General features: G+C 62.3%; 20 protein-coding genes. 16 read left to right on the top strand and 4 right to left on the bottom strand.

The annotated features are described in order from the left end of the window. Window positions 1-67: 67 nt before the first annotated feature. From ruvB to queC, 13 genes are all read left to right on the top strand, one after another. Window positions 68-1,120, top strand: coding sequence for a Holliday junction branch migration DNA helicase RuvB (ruvB, locus tag ACE3OH_RS01110; RefSeq protein ID WP_374347352.1), 1,053 nt, complete (start codon window positions 68-70; stop codon window positions 1,118-1,120). Then, window positions 1,121-1,477 carry a DUF3147 family protein gene (locus ACE3OH_RS01115; protein ID WP_374347354.1) on the top strand — a complete coding sequence of 119 codons (357 nt, stop codon included), beginning with the start codon at window positions 1,121-1,123 and terminating at the stop codon, window positions 1,475-1,477. 34 nt (window positions 1,478-1,511) lie between these two features. After that, window positions 1,512-2,198: a protein TolQ gene (gene tolQ / locus ACE3OH_RS01120; RefSeq protein ID WP_374347356.1), complete on the top strand. Its 687-nt coding sequence runs from the start codon at window positions 1,512-1,514 to the stop codon at window positions 2,196-2,198. Continuing rightward, window positions 2,195-3,067, top strand: coding sequence for a TraB/GumN family protein (locus tag ACE3OH_RS01125; RefSeq protein WP_374347358.1), 873 nt, complete (start codon window positions 2,195-2,197; stop codon window positions 3,065-3,067). Before tolQ ends, ACE3OH_RS01125 begins: the two co-directional genes overlap by 4 nt. A gap of 178 nt (window positions 3,068-3,245) precedes the next feature. Further along, complete coding sequence (gene tolR / locus ACE3OH_RS01130; RefSeq protein ID WP_374347360.1) at window positions 3,246-3,653, top strand: protein TolR; 408 nt, start codon at window positions 3,246-3,248, stop codon at window positions 3,651-3,653. Next, window positions 3,650-4,471 (top strand): energy transducer TonB, encoded by an 822-nt coding sequence (locus ACE3OH_RS01135; protein ID WP_374347362.1) that lies wholly within the window; start codon window positions 3,650-3,652, stop codon window positions 4,469-4,471. The genes tolR and ACE3OH_RS01135 overlap by 4 nt, the downstream gene beginning before the upstream one ends. After that, window positions 4,464-4,913, top strand: a complete 450-nt coding sequence (locus tag ACE3OH_RS01140; protein ID WP_374347364.1) for an energy transducer TonB — start codon at window positions 4,464-4,466, stop codon at window positions 4,911-4,913. The genes ACE3OH_RS01135 and ACE3OH_RS01140 overlap by 8 nt, the downstream gene beginning before the upstream one ends. Beyond that, the gene (gene tolB / locus ACE3OH_RS01145; protein WP_374347367.1) at window positions 4,900-6,207 is read left to right on the top strand and encodes a Tol-Pal system beta propeller repeat protein TolB; all 1,308 of its coding nucleotides are present in this window, start codon (window positions 4,900-4,902) and stop codon (window positions 6,205-6,207) included. Before ACE3OH_RS01140 ends, tolB begins: the two co-directional genes overlap by 14 nt. A gap of 44 nt (window positions 6,208-6,251) precedes the next feature. Beyond that, a complete protein-coding gene (gene pal / locus ACE3OH_RS01150) occupies window positions 6,252-6,788 on the top strand; it encodes a peptidoglycan-associated lipoprotein Pal (RefSeq protein WP_374347369.1) in 537 nt (178 codons plus the stop codon). A gap of 89 nt (window positions 6,789-6,877) precedes the next feature. Further along, complete coding sequence (locus tag ACE3OH_RS01155) at window positions 6,878-7,639, top strand: YbgF trimerization domain-containing protein (protein WP_374347371.1); 762 nt, start codon at window positions 6,878-6,880, stop codon at window positions 7,637-7,639. Window positions 7,640-7,762: 123 nt separating this feature from the next. Beyond that, window positions 7,763-8,410: a 7-carboxy-7-deazaguanine synthase QueE gene (gene queE, locus ACE3OH_RS01160; RefSeq protein WP_374347375.1), complete on the top strand. Its 648-nt coding sequence runs from the start codon at window positions 7,763-7,765 to the stop codon at window positions 8,408-8,410. Window positions 8,411-8,412: 2 nt separating this feature from the next. Next, window positions 8,413-8,709, top strand: a complete 297-nt coding sequence (locus ACE3OH_RS01165; protein ID WP_374347377.1) for a DUF705 domain-containing protein — start codon at window positions 8,413-8,415, stop codon at window positions 8,707-8,709. Between the two features lie 27 nt (window positions 8,710-8,736). Continuing rightward, window positions 8,737-9,411: a 7-cyano-7-deazaguanine synthase QueC gene (gene queC, locus ACE3OH_RS01170; RefSeq protein ID WP_374347379.1), complete on the top strand. Its 675-nt coding sequence runs from the start codon at window positions 8,737-8,739 to the stop codon at window positions 9,409-9,411. A gap of 32 nt (window positions 9,412-9,443) precedes the next feature. Here queC and ACE3OH_RS01175 read toward each other — a convergent pair whose 3' ends face one another. Further along, window positions 9,444-10,052, bottom strand: coding sequence for a DUF2306 domain-containing protein (locus tag ACE3OH_RS01175; RefSeq protein WP_374347381.1), 609 nt, complete (start codon window positions 10,050-10,052; stop codon window positions 9,444-9,446). Window positions 10,053-10,275: 223 nt separating this feature from the next. On the opposite strand from ACE3OH_RS01175, the gene ACE3OH_RS01180 reads away from it, so the two are divergent. Next, the gene (locus ACE3OH_RS01180) at window positions 10,276-11,352 is read left to right on the top strand and encodes a calcium:proton antiporter (protein ID WP_374347384.1); all 1,077 of its coding nucleotides are present in this window, start codon (window positions 10,276-10,278) and stop codon (window positions 11,350-11,352) included. 66 nt (window positions 11,353-11,418) lie between these two features. Here the strand turns inward: ACE3OH_RS01180 and grxD are convergent, their stop codons facing one another. Beyond that, entirely contained in the window at window positions 11,419-11,736 is a 318-nt protein-coding gene (gene grxD / locus ACE3OH_RS01185) for a Grx4 family monothiol glutaredoxin (protein WP_374347386.1), read from the bottom strand. 205 nt (window positions 11,737-11,941) lie between these two features. On the opposite strand from grxD, the gene ACE3OH_RS01190 reads away from it, so the two are divergent. Beyond that, complete coding sequence (locus ACE3OH_RS01190) at window positions 11,942-12,697, top strand: hypothetical protein (protein ID WP_374347388.1); 756 nt, start codon at window positions 11,942-11,944, stop codon at window positions 12,695-12,697. Here ACE3OH_RS01190 and prmC read toward each other — a convergent pair. Both prmC and ACE3OH_RS01200 read right to left on the bottom strand, forming a co-directional pair. After that, window positions 12,669-13,523: a peptide chain release factor N(5)-glutamine methyltransferase gene (gene prmC / locus ACE3OH_RS01195; protein WP_374347390.1), complete on the bottom strand. Its 855-nt coding sequence runs from the start codon at window positions 13,521-13,523 to the stop codon at window positions 12,669-12,671. The genes ACE3OH_RS01190 and prmC overlap by 29 nt on opposite strands. Continuing rightward, window positions 13,520-14,305 (bottom strand): EAL domain-containing protein, encoded by a 786-nt coding sequence (locus ACE3OH_RS01200; protein WP_374347392.1) that lies wholly within the window; start codon window positions 14,303-14,305, stop codon window positions 13,520-13,522. The genes prmC and ACE3OH_RS01200 overlap by 4 nt, the downstream gene beginning before the upstream one ends. Before the next feature lie 268 nt (window positions 14,306-14,573). On the opposite strand from ACE3OH_RS01200, the gene gshA reads away from it, so the two are divergent. Further along, window positions 14,574-15,697 (top strand): glutamate--cysteine ligase (gene gshA, locus ACE3OH_RS01205; RefSeq protein ID WP_374347394.1); only part of this gene is annotated, 1,124 nt, incomplete at its 3' end.

Consider the following 15,697-nt stretch of genomic DNA (forward strand, 5'->3'; position numbering starts at 1 on the left):
TCGGGTGAACGTTCGTGCTTTCAGTTAGGGCATATAATGCCGGCTCGCTTCAACGGCGCCGTCCATCATGATCCAGTCCGACAATCTGCAAAGTGCCCCTGAGCGGCTGGTTACGCCCAGCCGCCAATCCACCCAGGAAGAGGCGCTGGAGCGCGCGCTGCGCCCGAAACTGCTCGATGAATATGTCGGCCAGGAAAAAGCACGCGGCCAGCTGGAAATCTTTATCGAGGCAACCAAGAAGCGTGGCGAGGCGCTCGACCATGTGCTGCTGTTCGGCCCGCCCGGCCTTGGCAAGACCACCCTGGCCAACATCATCGCCCGCGAGCTTGGCGTGAATATGCGCCAGACTTCCGGCCCGGTGCTGGAGCGCGCTGGCGATCTGGCCGCCATGCTCACCAATCTCGAGCCGCATGATGTGCTGTTTATCGATGAAATCCACCGCCTGAGCCCGGTGGTGGAGGAAATCCTCTACCCGGCGCTGGAAGACTTCCAGCTCGATATCATGATCGGCGAAGGCCCGGCTGCCCGCTCGGTCAAGCTCGACCTGCCGCCGTTCACCCTGGTCGGCGCCACCACCCGCGCCGGCATGCTGACCAATCCGCTACGTGATCGCTTCGGCATTGTGGCGCGGCTGGAGTTTTATACCCCGGCCGAGTTGCAGCGCATCGTCACCCGCTCGGCCGCCTTGCTGAATGTGGAAATCGACGAGGAAGGCAGCTTCGAAATTGCCCGCCGCTCGCGCGGCACGCCGCGTATCGCCAATCGCCTGCTGCGCCGGGTGCGCGACTTTGCCGAGGTCCGCCACGATGGCAAGGTGACCCGCGCGGCTGCCGATGCGGCCCTGCAGATGCTCGATGTCGACCATGCCGGCCTCGATGTGATGGACCGCAAGCTCTTGTCGGCGGTGATCGAAAAATTCGGCGGCGGCCCGGTTGGCCTCGACAATGTGGCGGCCGCCATTGGCGAATCGTCCGACACCATCGAAGACGTGCTGGAACCGTATCTGATACAGCAGGGTCTACTGCAGCGCACGCCGCGCGGTCGAATGGCGACCTTGCTTGCTTACGAGCACTTCGGTCTCAAGCCCGCCAGCGCGCGCGGCGATCTGTTTGGTGGCTGAGTGCTGTACTACCTGATCAAACTACTGGCCGCCGCTGCGCTGATCGTTGCCATCACCGAGGTGTCGCGGCTCAGCCCGGCCTGGGGTGGGCTGATCAAATCGCTGCCGCTGGTATCCTTGATCGCCCTGTGCTGGGTGTATGCCGAGCAGCGCAATCCGGCGGTGATCGCCGAGCTGTCGCTGTCCACCCTGTGGTTTGTCATTCCCAGTCTGCCGTTTTTTGCCGCTTTACCCTGTTTGCTCAGGCGCGGCTGGGGGTTTGGCTGGAGTTTTGCAGCGAGCCTTGTGCTGATGCTGTTGTGTTATCTCGCCGCCGCGCGCCTGGCGCGCCGCGTCGGCATCGATCTGGGATTCTGATCCGCGCAAGCGGGCTTTGTTTTGAGGAACTGTTTTGGACGCCACCCTGACCACCGACAATCTTTCCATCTTCAGCCTGATCGGCAACGCCAGCGTGGTGGTGCAGATCGTGATGGGCATCCTGTTCATGCTGTCCATGATGTCGTGGTGGCATATCTTCTCCAAGCTGTTCAGCCTGCGCCATGCGCGTAATCGCACCGATAGCTTCGAGTCGGCCTTCTGGAGCGGCTCGGACCTGAACGCGCTGTACGGCCAGGTGGCGCGTAGCGGCGACGGCGTGGCGATGGAGAAGATCTTCGAAGCCGGCTTTGCCGAATTTCTCAAACTGCGTCGCCAGGCCGGTATTGAGCTCGGTGACCTGATGGAGGGCACCCGCCGCGCCATGCGTGCTGCCTGCCAGCGCGAAGTCGACCGGCTCGATGCCCACACCTCGTTTCTTGCCACCGTCGGTTCCATCTCGCCCTATATCGGCCTGCTTGGCACGGTGTGGGGCATCATGAATGCCTTCCGGGGCCTCGCCAATGTCGGCCAGGCCACCCTGGCCCATGTGGCGCCGGGTATTGCCGAAGCCCTGGTGGCGACCGCCATCGGCCTGTTTGCCGCCATTCCGGCGGTGGTGGCCTACAACCGCTTCTCGCACGATGTCGACCGACTGGCCAATCGCTTCGACAGCTTTATGGAAGAGTTCTCCAACATCCTGCAACGCCAGGCCGCCAAATGAGCCGTATGTTTCGCGCCGGGCTGCTATGCCTGCTGGCACTGGTCGCCCTGTCGGTGCACGCCCGGCTATTCCTGTGGGATGCCGAGCGCGACGGCAAACATATCAGCCTGCTGGGCTCGATCCACCTCGGTCGTGCAGATTTCTACCCGCTGGCCGAGCCGATCGAAACCGCCTTTGCGCGTGCCGACACCCTGGTGGTGGAGGCCGATGTCAGCGACCCGGCCGCCATTGCGCCGCTGATGCCGATGACCCTGCTGCCGGAAGGTCTGCAGCTTGGCAGCCTGCTCAGCGCCAAGCAAAAGCGGCAGCTGGACCAGGCTTTGCTGCGCACCGGCCTGCCGCGCGCGTCGGCCGAGCGGATGAAGCCCTGGTTTCTCGCGCTGACGCTGTCCTCGCTGGATATGCAGGCCGCCGGGCTGGCTACCGACCAGGGCATTGATCTGCACTATCTGCGCCGCGCCAGGCAGCAGGGCAAGCAGATTGTCGAGCTGGAAAGCGCCAAGGGACAGTTCAGCCTGCTCGATCAATTGCCGCAAGCCGATGCCATTGCCCTGCTGGCGGCCAGTCTCGATCCGGCCACCGTCAAGCAGATCAAGCCGCAGCTCGATGCCATGCTGCGCGCCTGGCAAAGCGGCGACGCCAAGGCGATGCGCCGCGTGCTGGATGCCGATATCCCGCGCAATGATCCGGCCATGCGTCGGGTCAGCGACAAGCTGTTCGGCCTGCGCAACCGCGCCATGCTGGAAAAAATCGAGGCACTGGCCGGCCAGCCGGCGCCGCTGGTAGTGGTGGGCGCCGGCCATCTGGCTGGCCCCGATAATCTGATCGATATGCTCAAGGCACGGGGCTACCGTGTCACGCAGTATTAATTTGCTGATTATGAAACGCGTACTGCACAGCCCAGCCCGGCGCAGCCGGGCCTTATCCAATCGTGACGAGCCTGCCCGTTACCCGCGCTTGGATGCCACTCCCCCCGCCCTCGCCGCCGCGAGGGAGCCTCGCTTGTGCTCGTGTGGCGCAGCATTTGATGTTTGCAAAGGATAAACAATGGCCCGCCGTCAACGCCGCGCCATGGCGCAAATCAATGTAGTTCCGTATATCGACGTGATGCTGGTGCTGCTGGTGATCTTTATGGTTGCCGCACCGATGATGCAGCCGGGGGTAGTGAATCTGCCTTCGGTGGGCAAGGCGGATCGCAGCCTGGATGCCAAGCCGCTGCGTGTCGAGATTGCTCGTGACGAGACGCTCAAGCTGGCTGATGGCAGCAGTACCGAGGGCTTTGCCAATGCCGATGCCCTGGTCATTGCGGTAAAGGCCCGTACCCTGTCCCAGGTTCGCCCGGTCGTGATCGCTGCTGATCGCGAAGTGCGCTACGACGCGGTGGTCAAGGTGATGGATGTGCTGAAGAAAAATGGCGTGGAACGCGTCGGCTTGGCGGTGCAGCCCAAATCATGAGCCATACCGCGCCGCGCGAAGAGCATCGCGCTGTTTCCCTGCTGCTGGCCGTGCTGATGCATGGCGCCATCGCGCTGCTGCTTTATGTCGGCGTGCAGTGGCATACCGAAAAAGCCGCGCCGATGGAGGTGGAGCTGTGGACCGGTGCTGCCGAGCCGGCCCCGGCACCGCCGCCGCAGCTTGAGCCTGCCAAGCCGCAACCGCGCGCCGAAGTGGCGCCAGAGCCGACGCCGCCTGCAAAGCCCGATATCGTCGAGGAAAAGCCCAAGCCCAAACCGGTAAAGCCGAAGCCGCAGCCGAAAAAGCCCGAGCCGCCCAAGCCCGAGCCGAAAAAAGCGCCGGAGCCGGTCAAAAAGCCCGAGCCCGCCAAGCCCACCCCCAAGCCGCAGCCGGCCAAGGCTGAAGTGGGTCAGGGCAAGCTGGCCAGCGACAAGGCCGGCAAGCTGGAAAAACCGCCGCTCGACCCTTCCGTGTCGCTGCAGGCCTTGGCTTTACGCGCCCAGGCGGCCGAAGCCTCGGCCCATGCCAAGGAATTTGATGCTTATTTGGGCCTGGTGCGGAACCAAATCCGCCGCAATATGACCTACCCCGACGACGGCGCTGGCAACCCGGAGGCAGTATTCGAAGTCACCCTGCTGCCGGACCGCACCATTCTGGAAGACGGGCTGAAGCTGACCCGCTCCAGCGGTGTACCGGCCTTTGATGAAGCAGTACGCCGCGCCATCGTTCGAACCGGGCAATATCCGGCGCCGCCAGCCGGTATCGATATCCGCTCACTACGCAAACACACCTTGAAGTACAAGCTGCACGATGGTTAAACGCCTTACCCTTGCCGGACTGTTATTGCTTGGCGCCTGCGCGGCGCCATTGCAGCCGGTCGTGCCAGCCGAGCTCCAGCCGGTGGCGCCGATCGAGCGGGTAGCCGAGCCAGTGGTGTTGCCGCCCAGTCCGCCCAAGGCCAGCCGCGAGGAATTGCTGGCCGCCTATATCGACCAGGTACGTCGGCATATCCGCAGCAATATGCAGTTCAAGCCGCCGCGCAGCCAGCAAAACCCGGAAGCCCTGTTCGAAATCCGCCTCAAACCCGATATGAGTCTGGCTGCGGTCAATCAGCTGGGGCGCAGCGGCAATCCGGCATTTGACAAGGCAGTAAAGCGCGCCATCATTAAGGCCGGTGCTTATCCACCCCTGCCCGAGGGGATAGACTTTGCGCTGTTTGCCACCCACAAGATCAAATACCGCCTCCATGACTTACTCTAATCTGCTGCGCCGTGCCGCCTGTATGCTGTTTCTGGGTTTGGCGCTCAATGCCCTTGCCGATGTCACCATCGAGGTGACCGGCACCAACACCAAGCCCTTGGCCATTGCCATTGCCAATTTCGCCGGTGAAGCCAGCCTGAAGGAGCAGCTCACCCCGGTGATCCGCGCCGACCTGGAGCGCAGCGGTCGTTTCAAGCTGATCGAGGCCGGTGCGGCCGCACCCAGCCCGGATGCGCCGGCTGATCTGGCCAGCTGGAAAGCCCGTGGCGCCGATAGCCTGGCCACCGGCAGCGTGCGTATCGAGGCCGATGGCAGCGCCACCGTGCGCCTGCGGGTGGCTGATGCCGTCACCCAGAAGTCGCTGGCTTACTGGGAAATGCGCAGCCGGCCGGCCGAATCACGCCGTGCCGCCCACCAGCTGGCCGATGCCATCTATGAGACGCTGACCGGCGACCGTGGCGTATTCAGCACCCGCATTGCCTATGTGTTAAAGCAGGCCAAGCGCTATGAATTGCAGGTGGCTGATGCCGATGGCGCCAATGCGCAGATGGTATTCGGCTCGCCCGAGCCCATCATGTCGCCAACCTGGTCCAGTGATGGCAGCAAGCTGGCCTATGTAAGCTTCGAGCGCAAAAAAGCCGTGGTATTCGTGCAGGACCTGTTCGCCGGCACCCGCCGTGCCGCCGCCGCCTTCAAGGGCAGCAACAGTGCGCCGGCGTTCACGCCGGACGGCAATAGCCTGATCGTCACCCTTACGCTCGATGGTATCTCGCAGCTATACAAGGTGCCGGTGGCGGGCGGCGAGCCGCAACGCCTGAGCCGCAGCTCGTCCATCGATACCGAGGCGCGGGTGTCACCCGATGGGCAGACCATCGCCTTTACGTCTGACCGTGGCGGCAGCCCGCAGCTCTATCTGATGTCGGCCAATGGCGGCGACGCGCAACGCCTGAGCTTTGACGGCAATTACAACGTTACCCCGCGTTTCTCGCCGGATGGCAAGACCATCACCTATATCCGCCGCGATGGTGGCCGCTTTGGCGTCGCCTCGCTCGATATTGCCAGCCGCCAGGTACAAACGCTGACCGATGGTCCGGTGGATGAATCGCCGACCTTTGCACCGAACGGCAAGCTGATCCTCTACGCCAGCGAAGTGGGCGGCCGTGGCGTGCTGGCCACCGTTTCCAGCGACGGCCGGGTGCGCCAGCGCCTCAGCACCAATGGCGATGCGCGCGAGCCGGCCTGGGGGCCGATCCCCAGCCTGCTGCCGATGAACCGGCTTTCCACCAATCCGTGACCGACTACACAGCCTTAAGGCTGATCAACCCAAAAGGACCAACCATGAACCAGAAAGTTGTTGTCAGCCTCCTGCTCGCCGGCCTGTTGGCCGCCTGTGCCAGCACCCCACCGGCCGCGCCAGCCGCCCAGCCGGCTACCGAAACCAAGCCGGCTACCCCGGCCGCGGTCGATAACACCAACACCAAGCCGCTCGACCAGGGCAGCAATGGCAAGCTCGATCCGCTGAAGGACCCGGCCAATATCCTGTCCAAGCGCTCGGTGTATTTCGACTACGACAAATACGATATTCGCGATGACCAGCGTGCCGTGGTTGAAGCGCATGGCCGCTACCTTGCCGCCAACGGCAGCCGCAGCGTGCGGGTGGAAGGCAATACCGACGAGCGCGGTAGCCGCGAATACAATCTGGCACTGGGCCAGAAGCGTGCCGAAGCCGTGCGCAAGGCGCTGACCGTACTGGGCGCCAAGGATAGCCAGGTGGAAGCCACCAGCAATGGCAAGGAAAAGCCGCGCGCCAGCGGCCACGATGAAGCTGCCTGGACCGAGAACCGCCGCGGTGACGTGGTGTACAACGGCGAGTAAGCGTCCCCACTGCACCATCCACAGCCCTGCCGATCACTATCGACAGGGCTGTATCATGTTCAGACCGTCATTTTCCCGGACCCCATGCCATGCTCAAACGGCTTCTTCCGCTTACCTTGCTTGCCGCCTTTGCCCTTCCTGGGCACGCAGGCCTTTTCGATGACGATGAAGCACGCAAGCAGATTGCCAGCATTCGCGACCAGCATGCCGCCCAGCTCAAAGACCTGTCGGACAAGCTCGACAAGCTCGATGCCCGCAGCAGCCAGAAGCTGGTCGAGCTGGTCGGGCAGCTCGATGCCCTGAACCAGCAGATCGCCACCTTGCGCGGCCAGCTCGAGGTCGCCACCTTCACCCTGCAAAGCCTGCAAAAGCGCCAGCAAGACCTGTATGTCGATATCGATGGCCGGGTGCGCGCTCTGGAAGAGAGCAAGCCGGCTGGCCAGAACCCGCTGGCGCAAGCGGCCAGTGCCCAGCAGGAGGCGGAAGCGGCCACTGCCTATGAAGCCGCCTACAACCTGTATCGCGACAACAAGCTCAAGCCGGCGGCCGATGCGTTTGCTGCCCTGGCACAAAAGTATCCATCCAGCCAGGCCGCGCCGAATGCGCTGTTCTGGCAGGGCATGGCGCAGGCACAAGGCGGCGATGACAAGGGCAGCATCGCAGCCTGGCGTCGCCTGGTGGACAGCTTCCCCGATCATGCCAAGTCGCCCGAGGCGCTCAAGGCCATTGCCAGCGTGCAGCTGGACAAGGGCGACCGCAAGGGCGCGGTAAAGACGCTGAAGGAGCTGGTGGGTGCCTACCCCAATAGCGATGCAGGGAAAGACGCCGCCAAGCAATTGAAAAAACTGTGATCGGCAATTGCCCAGGCTGGAAACTCCTGCCAGAGGCGTTGAAAATCTGAGACAATTCAGCCAGTTGCAACACCGGCACGGGAAGTGGATTCACCACCCCGTGCCTTTCGCATTTTGATGGCCATGCAAAACGATACCCTGCGCATTACCGAGATCTTCCATTCCCTGCAAGGCGAAACCAGCCGCTCCGGCCTGCCCACGGTATTCGTGCGCCTGACCGGCTGCCCGCTGCGTTGCGGCTATTGCGATAGCGCCTATGCCTTTCACGGCGGGCAAAGCCTGAGTCTCGACGACATCCTGGCCCGGGTCGCCAGCTTTGGCTGCCACACCGTTTGCGTCACCGGCGGCGAGCCCTTGGCGCAGAAGCACTGCCTCAGCCTGCTGACCGCGCTGTGCGATGCCGGCTACTCGGTCAGCATCGAAACCAGCGGCCATTTGCCGATCGAAGCGGTCGATCGCCGGGTATCACGCATTGTCGACCTGAAAACGCCAGGCTCGGGCGAGGAAAGCAAGAATCGCTGGGAAAACCTGGCTGATCTGCGCCCCAGTGACGAGCTGAAATTCGTGCTGTGTGACCGCCGCGACTATGAATGGGCCCGCGCCCTGCTGAATGAGCGCCGCCTGACCGACATCTGCCCGGTGCTGTTCAGCCCGGTATGGGAAACCCTCAAGCCACAGGACCTGGCCGCCTGGGTGCTGCAAGACCAGCTGCCGGTGCGCATGCAGGTACAGCTGCACAAGATTCTGTGGGGCGATAGGCCGGGAGTGTGAGCATGCAACGCATTGTCTATGTGGACATCGATGACACACTGGTCAGATCCGTCGGCAGCAAGCGGATTCCCATGCCGGCTGTTGTAGCGCAAGTGAAGCGCTTGCATGCCGAAGGGGCGATTCTGTATTTGTGGAGTTCTGGTGGCGCGGACTATTGTCGGCAGACTGCCATGGAACTAGGGCTTGGCGATCTTTTCGCCGGTTTCTTGCCTAAGCCGACCGGCTATATCGACGATCAACCGATGGCCGAATGGCGTTTTTGTCGCCATTTCTATCCCGCTCAGGCCGAAAACGCCTAGTTCCCCGAATTTATTCGAGAAAACAGTATGAAGAAAGCCGTCATCCTCCTCTCCGGCGGGCTCGACTCCGCCACCGTGCTGGCCATGGCCCGGCGCGATGGTTTCGAGTGCTACTGTCTCAGTTTCAATTACGGCCAGCGCCATACCGCTGAACTGGCTGCGGCCGCTCGGGTGGCGACCGCGCTCGGGGCGCGCGAGCATAGAGTGGCGACGATCGATCTGGCCGCGTTCGGCGGCTCGGCGCTCACCGATGCCAGCATTGCGGTGCCGGTGGACGGGGTAAAGGAAGGCGAGATTCCGCTCACTTATGTGCCGGCTCGCAACACCATCATGCTGTCGTTTGCGCTGGGCTGGGCCGAGGTGCTGGGCGCCAACGATATCTTTATCGGCGTGAATGCGGTCGATTACTCCGGCTACCCGGATTGCCGGCCTGAATACATCTCGGCTTTCGAAATGATGGGCAATCTGGCCACCCGCGCCGGCGTCGAAGGCGCCAGCCTGCGTATCCATACCCCGCTGATCTCCTTGAGCAAGGCCGAGATCATCGTGGCTGGCAGCAAGCTCGGTGTGGACTATGGCCAGACCGTGTCCTGCTATCAGGCTGATCTGCAAGGCCGCGCCTGCGGCGTTTGCGACGCCTGCCGCTTGCGCAGCGCCGGCTTTGCGGCAGCCGGTGTGGCTGATCCGACGCCGTATCGATGAATACGGCGAGCCTGGGCCATAGTCTCAGCGGATCAAAACAGCGCCAGAATCCAGTTGGCGACGATGCGCCCCGGCATCAGCGAGAACAGCGCGGCTGACAGCAGGCCGATATAGGCGCCCAGCATAAAGCGCAGATGGTGATTGACCTTGCCGCGCCAGATGGCAAGCAAGCCCGCCGTAACGCTGCCGGCGCCGACAATGGAAAACACGATCAGTACATTCGGCTTGCCACTCAGCCACATCTGCAACCCGCTGAATGCCAGGACATACATCGACAACGCCCAGGCGCGACCCAGCCAGCGGTGCGCCATATCGCCCTTGCGCCGGAACAGCACCACCGGCCCGATCAGCATGGCCGGCAAGGCTGCCAGGATATGCAGTTGCAAGGACAGGGGCAGCTCGAACCAGCTCACGGGTTTCAGCGGAATCGACCCTTTGCCGCCACTATTGCCGATCAGAAACGCCAGAATCACCACGGCACTGATCAGTGCGCTCCAGCGGCTATTGCGCAATACCCGGCGGTAGTCATCGGAAAACGGCCCGGTAAGATAAGGCGACAGCCAGCGGTCGCTGGCAATGCTGAACAACAGGCACAGGGAAGTCAGCAGGCCGGTATAGGCATACAACATGGTGGAAGACATGGCGCACTCCAGGCAATAGACGCTTCAGTGTCGCGAATGCCGCGCAGTGGTGATGCCTGCTGAGACCAAGCGAAGGTCTGGCGGCGCCAGATGACAGTCTGCCGGCGCCAGTCGCGCAACTAACCGTATGCTCGACGCAAAAATTGGCTTGCTTCGTCCGTGAGGCTTGCGCGCCCGAGGGGCTTGCAGTCAGAGTCAGGTTTTTCCATTTTTGCTGACGGGTATGGCCTCATTGCTGAAACAAGAGAAATTCCTGCTGATCGCCGCTGTGCTGGTGCCAATCGCCTTCGGGCTGGAGCATGCAATCCTCGCAGCCGGACAGCTGCCTTCGCTGCTGGCGGCACTGGCCCTGGTAGGGGCCATCATCCTTACCTCGCTGCGGGTGGCACATCACGCCGAAGTACTGGCCGAAAAAGTCGGTGAGCCCTATGGCACCATGATCCTGACCTTGGCGGCGGTGCTGGTGGAGGTGGTGATCCTGGCCATCATGACCAGCCATACCCATTCGCCCACCCTGGTGCGAGACACCATCTATTCGGCGGTGATGCTCGACATGAACGGCATTCTCGGCCTGGCTGCCTTGCTGGGTGGCTTGCGCCATGGCGAGCAGCCCTACAATGTTGATTCCGGCAACACCTATATCGTGATGATCATGACCGCCCTCGGCGTGTCGATGCTGATCCCCGAGTTTGTGCCGGCGGCGCACTGGCGCGCCTATTCGGTGTTTTCCATTGTGACCATGGCCGTGCTGTACGGCATGTTCCTGCGCCTGCAGACCACCCGCCACAGCTATTTTTTCAGCTACAGCTATGCCGAAACCGGCCAGGGCGAACACAGTCATCCGGGCAGTACCCGCCAGTCGCTGGCGCTACTGGTGTGTGGGGTGGTGGTGATCGGCATGCTGTCCGAGGTAATGTCCAAGACCATGGATGCCGGCCTTGCCGGCAGTGGCGTGCCGCCGATCGTGGCAGCCCTGATGGTGGCTGGCATATCGGCCAGCCCGGAAATCCTCACGGCCATCCGCGCCGCGCTGGCCAATCGCATGCAGCCGGTGGTGAATATCGCGCTTGGCGCCTCCCTGTCGACGGTGATCCTGACCGTGCCGGTGATCGAGATGTTGGCGCTGTTTACCGGGCAGCCGATCGAAATGGCGCTGTCGCCGGTTCAAACGGCCATGGTCGCGCTCACCCTGCTGGTGGCGGCGATCAATCTGCATGATGGCGAAACCAATGCCATCGAGGGCATGACCCACTTTGTGCTGTTTGCCGCCTTCCTGATGCTGGCAGCGCTGGGGCTTTGAGATAGAGCAGCTGGTTCAGGAATAAAAAAGCGGGCCAGTTGGCCCGCTTTTGTTTGCCATGCCGGCTTAATTGGCTAGGCCTTCCAGCAGCTTTTGCAATTCGCCGTTCTGGTACAGCTCGCCCATGATGTCCGAGCCGCCGACGAACTCGCCGCGCACATACAACTGCGGAATGGTCGGCCAGTTGCTGAATTCCTTGATGCCCTGGCGAATTTCATCGTCCATCAGCACATTGATGCTGTGGTAGCTGTTGATGCCGCAGGCCTTGAGAATGCTGGCTGCCTTGGCCGAGAAGCCGCACTGTGGAAAGGTCGGGCTACCCTTCATGAAGAGTACGACCGGATTGTCGGTAACGGTCTGGCGGATTTTTTCTTGCGTGTCCATGGTGCTTCCTTTTGCGGCTTGCCGGGAAATAGTCGATCAAAACAGTCGGGAATTTTACGCGTTGCGGCGGCAGCTTCGCAAGCGAGGCTACCCTGATCCGGGTGCGGCTGCGCCGGCCTTGCCGCGAGATGTTCACTTTTCGTTAACCCGGGCGCGGTTATTTCTACGTTCAAGCCTTACCTCTTGAACCCTGTGGAGCCCCGCCATGAAATTTCTGATTCCCGCCTTGATGATGACCGCCTCGCTTGCAGCCCTGGCCGAGCGTGGCAGCCTGATCGATATGCGTATCGAAGACCGCGATGGCGGCACCTTCCGTGAATACCGCCACCGTGGCAGCGCCTGGGTGGCGGGCGAGCAGGGGCAGGACTACCAGATCCGCCTGCGTAATCTCAGTGGCGAGCGCGTGCTGGTGGTGTTGTCGGTCGATGGCGTGAACGCCATCAGTGGCCAGGCCGCCGGCTACCAGCAAACCGGCTATGTGCTCGGGCCCTACCAGGAAACTCGTGTTATCGGCTGGCGTAAATCACTTGATACCGCCGCACGCTTCTATTTCACCCAGCTCAGCGACAGCTATGCCGCCCGCACCGACCGGCCGGACAATGTCGGGGTGATTGGCGCGGCGGTATTTCGCGAGAAGCGCTATGTGCCGCCGCAAACCATGGCGGAAGCCGCGCCCATGCCGGGAGGCCGCGCCCGCTCCAAGTCGATGGCCCGTGAAGAGTCCATGGGAACCGGCCACGGCCAGATCGAGGAATCCCAAGTCAATCGCACCAGCTTTGATCGCGACAGCAGTATGCCGTATGAGAGCGTGGCGATCCGCTACGACAGCTATCGCCACTTGGCCGAGGCCGGCGTAATCCGTGGGCGCTGGCACGAGGAAGGCCCCAACCCTTTCCCGCGCGAAGGCGGTTTTACCCCTGATCCGCCACGGTTCAGCGAGTGGCGCCAGCGTCCGCGCTGAGCAGAGCCTGGTGCTGACCGCCGCTCACCCGCTCAATGCCAGCCAGATCAAGCCAGCTGCGCACCGAAGTGAATCCCGCAGCGGTCAGCAAGTCGCGGCTGGCCGCGCCTTGATCGTAGCCGTGCTCGAACAATAGCCAGCCACCTGCTTCAAGATGTGCGGCCGCCCCATCGATAATGCGGCGGATATGCTGCAGGCCGTCCGCGCCGTCGCTAAGGGCTTGCTGGGGCTCGTAACGCAGATCACCCTCGGCCAGATGCCTGTCGCCCGCGGCGATATAGGGCGGATTGGACACGATCAGCGCAAAGCTTTGCTGTGCCAGTGCGTCATACCAGTCGCTGTGGCGCAGATCGATATCGGCACCGAGGCGCTGCGCATTGCGCCTAGCGATATTCAGGGCATCCGGACTGATATCGACCGCCACCATGTCCAGCTGCGGGCGCTGCAGCTTCAGCGTTACTGGAATGATGCCGGAACCGGTGCCCATATCGAGGGCGCGGACAGGGCGGTCCGGCGGCAGCCGCTCCAGTGCCAGCTCGACCAGCAATTCGGTTTCCGGGCGCGGAATCAGCACGGCAGGGCTGACTTCAAAACGAAGGCTGAAAAACTCGCGATAGCCGATCAGGTAGGCCAGCGGCTCTCCGGCGGCGCGCCGGCCGAGCAGATCGCGCAGCTGCGCAATTTGCGCGGTATCCAGCACGGTTTCCGGTGCCGCCATCTGCCGCGTTTTGCTGTGCCCGCACACATGCTCGAGCAGCATACGCGCTTCCAGCATGGGCAAGCCGGCACCACGCGCTTCGCCAAGCAGATCGGCTATCGTGCTCATGCCAGGGCCACGCTGCGCCGGTGCTGCGCGACCTGCTTGAAATGCTGGCGATACAAATAGCCCTGCGCGCCATCCACCCCCAGTGCCTTGGCGATTTCCAGGTCCTCCGGGCGCTCTATGCCTTCCAGAATCACCCGGCAACCACACTCATGGGCAAAGCCGATCAGATGCACCAGGGCAGCGCGGCTGCGTGAATCGCGTGCACGCGCCAGCCAGGAGCGGTCGAATTTGAACCAGTCCACCGCCAGCATCACATCCAGCGAAATCATCGAATTCGGCGCACCGATATCGTCGAGCGCCAGCCGGATGCCGCGCGCGGAGAAGGCCTGTGCCAGCTGCTGCGATAGCGCTGCGTCCGACACACTGGAGTTTTCGATGATCTCTACCACCAGATTCTGCCGGCGACACATCAGCTCCAGCAGCGGGTCTTCCGCTTCCGACGCAGTCACGCCAAAGGTGTCCGGGTCGAGGTTGAGAAAGAGTTGTGCAGAAGCAGGGGCATGGTCCAGCTGCAGCTGCTTGATATCGTATTCAACGTGATACAGGCTGAGCAGGCTGGCATGCAGGGCGTCGAAGATCGGCTTGGGTGCCAGTGGCTGGCCGTCGGCGGCAAAAAATCGCGCCAGTGCCTCATAGGCGATGATCTCGCTACTGCTCACGTCGACAATCGGCTGGTACTCGACGCCATAGCGCTGGGCGCGCATCAGATCGAGCAGCAAGGAGGCGGGTACGCGTGCGCCCTGGCCAGGGTAGGGGTTGCGGTCGGAGATTGGTGAATACATAGCGCGCGAATTATTACACGACTGGACTGGGGTGGTCGTTGCGCCCGGTCAAGGTGGCGCGGTATCAGCGGCAACAATAATTTGCGCTGATGGCTTGAAAGGCCGCAGCTGGGCCCGATCTTTTGAGCCATTGCGTTTTTTCGTGCCAATCGGCCACTGGTTTGCATCGAGCGAAACTGCCCGTCATCCTGGCGTGGCAAGATCGACTATTCTTCAAGGCCGCCCTGCAATCGGGGCGGTGTTCTGTCACCCATCGTCAGGTACCGTTATGAACGTTCCGCGCCTTGCTACTGCTCTTACCGGCCCGCTACTCGATCTTGAGCGCAAGATCCTGGCTGCCCAGCCCGATATTGAAGCCTGGTTCCGCAGCCAGTGGCTGGAACACACGCCGCCGTTCTATGGGTCGGTCGATCTGCGTAACTCCGGCTACAAGCTGGCCCCGGTGGATATGAATCTGTTCCCCGGCGGCTTCAATAACCTTAATCCTGATTTCACCCCGCTATGTGTGCAGGCGGTACAGTCGGCCATCGAGAAGATCTGCCCGGAAGCGCGCAGCGTGCTTTTGATTCCGGAAAACCACACCCGCAATCAGTACTATCTGCAGAATGTGGCGGCCTTGGCGCGCATTCTCAAGCTGGCCGGCCTCAATGTGCGCCTGGCCAGCCTGAATCCCGAAGTGACCGAGCCGCAAACGCTCGATCTGCCCAATGGCGCCCAGCTCGTCGTGGAGCCGCTGCAGCGCAAGGGGCGCCGCGTCGGCGTCGAGGGGTTCGACCCTTGTGTGGTGTTGCTGAATAACGATTTGTCGGCCGGTTTGCCCGATATCCTGCGCGATATCGAACAAGCCCTGCTGCCGCCGCTGCATGCCGGCTGGGCGGTGCGCCGCAAGACCTTGCATTTTGCCCAGTACGACGGCGTTGCCAGCGAGTTTGCCGAGCTGCTTGGCCTTGACCCCTGGTATATCAATCCCTACTTCGGCCAGGTCAGCCAGCTCGATTTCCAGACGCGTGAGGGCGAAGAGCGCTTGGCGGCCGAGGTAGAGCGCATCCTGAATCTGACCGGCAAGAAGTATCGCGAGCTGGGCATTGATGCCACGCCCTATGCGATCGTCAAGGCCGATGCCGGCACCTATGGCATGGGGGTGATGAGCGTGAAGTCACCCGATGAGGTGCTTGGCCTTAACCGCAAGCAGCGCAACAAGATGGCGGTGGTGAAGGAAGGGCTGGAAGTCAGCGATGTGATCGTGCAGGAAGGTGTGCCGACCTTCGAGCTGGTGGAGGACCGGGTGGCCGAGCCAGTGGTTTACATGATGGATCGCTTTGTGGTCGGCGGTTTTTACCGGGTACATACCGAGCGCGGTAACGACGAAAACCTCAATGCGCCAGGGGCTTA

It is taken from the genome of Chitinimonas sp., from assembly GCF_041904975.1.
Lineage (GTDB): Bacteria > Pseudomonadota > Gammaproteobacteria > Burkholderiales > Chitinimonadaceae > Chitinimonas.

What these genes read in the sequence shown, in the direction of transcription:
- ruvB (WP_374347352.1), top strand. Translation starts at nt 68, where the DNA reads ATGATCCAGTCCGACAATCTGCAAAGTGCCCCTGAGCGGCTGGTTACG.
- ACE3OH_RS01125 (WP_374347358.1), top strand. Translation starts at nt 2,195, where the DNA reads ATGAGCCGTATGTTTCGCGCCGGGCTGCTATGCCTGCTGGCACTGGTC.
- tolR (WP_374347360.1), top strand. Translation starts at nt 3,246, where the DNA reads ATGGCCCGCCGTCAACGCCGCGCCATGGCGCAAATCAATGTAGTTCCG.
- ACE3OH_RS01135 (WP_374347362.1), top strand. Translation starts at nt 3,650, where the DNA reads ATGAGCCATACCGCGCCGCGCGAAGAGCATCGCGCTGTTTCCCTGCTG.
- ACE3OH_RS01140 (WP_374347364.1), top strand. Translation starts at nt 4,464, where the DNA reads ATGGTTAAACGCCTTACCCTTGCCGGACTGTTATTGCTTGGCGCCTGC.
- tolB (WP_374347367.1), top strand. Translation starts at nt 4,900, where the DNA reads ATGACTTACTCTAATCTGCTGCGCCGTGCCGCCTGTATGCTGTTTCTG.
- pal (WP_374347369.1), top strand. Translation starts at nt 6,252, where the DNA reads ATGAACCAGAAAGTTGTTGTCAGCCTCCTGCTCGCCGGCCTGTTGGCC.
- ACE3OH_RS01155 (WP_374347371.1), top strand. Translation starts at nt 6,878, where the DNA reads ATGCTCAAACGGCTTCTTCCGCTTACCTTGCTTGCCGCCTTTGCCCTT.
- queE (WP_374347375.1), top strand. Translation starts at nt 7,763, where the DNA reads ATGCAAAACGATACCCTGCGCATTACCGAGATCTTCCATTCCCTGCAA.
- ACE3OH_RS01165 (WP_374347377.1), top strand. Translation starts at nt 8,413, where the DNA reads ATGCAACGCATTGTCTATGTGGACATCGATGACACACTGGTCAGATCC.
- queC (WP_374347379.1), top strand. Translation starts at nt 8,737, where the DNA reads ATGAAGAAAGCCGTCATCCTCCTCTCCGGCGGGCTCGACTCCGCCACC.
- ACE3OH_RS01175 (WP_374347381.1), bottom strand. Translation starts at nt 10,052, where the DNA reads ATGTCTTCCACCATGTTGTATGCCTATACCGGCCTGCTGACTTCCCTG.
- ACE3OH_RS01180 (WP_374347384.1), top strand. Translation starts at nt 10,276, where the DNA reads ATGGCCTCATTGCTGAAACAAGAGAAATTCCTGCTGATCGCCGCTGTG.
- grxD (WP_374347386.1), bottom strand. Translation starts at nt 11,736, where the DNA reads ATGGACACGCAAGAAAAAATCCGCCAGACCGTTACCGACAATCCGGTC.
- ACE3OH_RS01190 (WP_374347388.1), top strand. Translation starts at nt 11,942, where the DNA reads ATGAAATTTCTGATTCCCGCCTTGATGATGACCGCCTCGCTTGCAGCC.
- prmC (WP_374347390.1), bottom strand. Translation starts at nt 13,523, where the DNA reads ATGAGCACGATAGCCGATCTGCTTGGCGAAGCGCGTGGTGCCGGCTTG.
- ACE3OH_RS01200 (WP_374347392.1), bottom strand. Translation starts at nt 14,305, where the DNA reads ATGTATTCACCAATCTCCGACCGCAACCCCTACCCTGGCCAGGGCGCA.